Origin of the sequence: Roseimaritima sediminicola (genome assembly GCF_009618275.1) — a bacterium.
Taxonomy (GTDB): Bacteria; Planctomycetota; Planctomycetia; order Pirellulales; family Pirellulaceae; genus Roseimaritima; species Roseimaritima sediminicola.
The window spans coordinates 1-1616 of the sequence record NZ_WIAD01000118.1; the positions used below are offsets into that span (position 1 = coordinate 1).

1 protein-coding gene is annotated in these 1616 nt (G+C 57.5%); it reads left to right on the forward strand.

Features of this window, described 5'->3' with window-relative positions:
• The first annotated feature begins 144 nt into the window (after nt 1–144).
• Entirely contained in the window at nt 145–1572 is a 1428-nt protein-coding gene (tnpC, locus tag GE027_RS22495; RefSeq protein ID WP_153559477.1) for an IS66 family transposase, read from the forward strand.
• The last annotated feature ends 44 nt before the right edge of the window (nt 1573–1616 follow it).

Here is a 1616-nt window from a genome sequence, read left to right on the forward strand (position 1 = left end):
GTAACTGTTCACGGATTCTTGAGCCGAATCCGAGGTGCCTGACGGGCGGCACACCCCTGCATGTAGTGCAAGCATTAGGCCGTACACACAATCTGTAGTGTTTCGCTTTGGGAATGACGCGGTGGTCTGTAATCTGGGCCCATTATGGCCAACTCAACGCCCCATTCCCACCAATGTCCGAACTGTGAGCGGCTGGAGAAGCTCGTGGAGCAGCTGCAGGCACAGGTTACCGAGCAAGCGTTGAGAATCCCGGAACTCGAACGAAAACTGGCCGCTGCCACGAAGGATTCGACCAACAGTTCCAAGCCGCCTTCTTCGGATATCGTCAAGCCGGGCAAGAGACGACGCCTGACTGGCAAAACCAAACGCGGAGGCCAAAAAGGGCATAAGCGGAACTTGAGGCAGGCTTTGCCGGCAGACGAACTGGACTGGCTGACGCAGTATTCCTACGAGGTCTGCCCTGACTGTGGCGGCCCGGTTCAGGTGGACACACAAGACCCCGCGTCGGTACTTCAACAGATCGAGGTGGTAGCCAAGCCCATCGAAGCGACTGAACATCAGTCGTTGCGGTGCTACTGTGCTGCATGCCAAAAGACCCATGCCTGCCCCATTCCTCCCGAGGTCCGCAAAGCCGGCCTCTGTGGTCCAGAACTGACAAGCATCATCGGCTTCCTCAAAGGGGCCTGCCATGCGTCCTTCTCCACGATTCGCAAGTATCTCCGTGACGTCTATGGCTTGCAGCTCAGTCGTGGGATGCTGCAGAAAATCATCAATAAGGTTAGCGAAGCAATCGCCCCGATTTACGAGTCGCTGTTCGACAATCTGAAGGCAGAGCGAGTCCTGAACGTCGATGAGACGGGGCACCGAGACAGGGGCCAAAAGATGTGGACCTGGTGCTTCCGGTCCAACGGATTCACTGTCTTCCGCATCGATCCTCGCCGCAGCAGTGGCGTCCTGCTGGACGTACTCGGCGAAGAGTTCGACGGCGTCATTGGCTGCGACTACTTCAGTGCCTATCACAAGTACCGCGGTTTGACTGACTGTGCGGTTCAGTTCTGTTTTGCTCACCTGATCCGCGATCTGCGTTTCCTCAAAGAGCATTCCAGCGGGCGAACCCATGGCTGGGCCGGGCGGCTTCTGGATGCGATCCGCGACATGTTTCGGGTCATTCATGATCGCGAGAAGCTCGGCGAGCGATTCGATGGGGAACTGGAAGACGCCGCGATGATGGTGCTGATGCGGGCAACGTATCGCGTTCCTAACGATCCGAAGGCCTGCAATCTCGCTCGGCGATTCGAGGAGCACGGTGACGATTATCTGCGGTTCTTAACGACGCCGGGACTGGAGCCGACGAACAACATTGCTGAGCGGGCAATACGTTTCGTAGTCATCGATCGCCGCGTAACCCAAGGCAGCAAGAGTGAGCAGGGACAGCGATGGCTTGAAAGGATTTGGACTCTTATGGCGACTTGCGAACAGCGGGGACTCTCGCTGTTCGACTGTTTGCGACAGGCCGTGAAGCAGCATCTGGCCGGCGAACCACCGCCCTCGCTGTTCGCGGGCGATTCATAGAAACCCTTTCAACGCTGCATCAGGCCTGCTGTCAGGTGTCTCAC

Coding starts and splice junctions, on each gene's coding strand:
- tnpC (WP_153559477.1), top strand. CDS start 145: ATGGCCAACTCAACGCCCCATTCCCACCAATGTCCGAACTGTGAGCGG.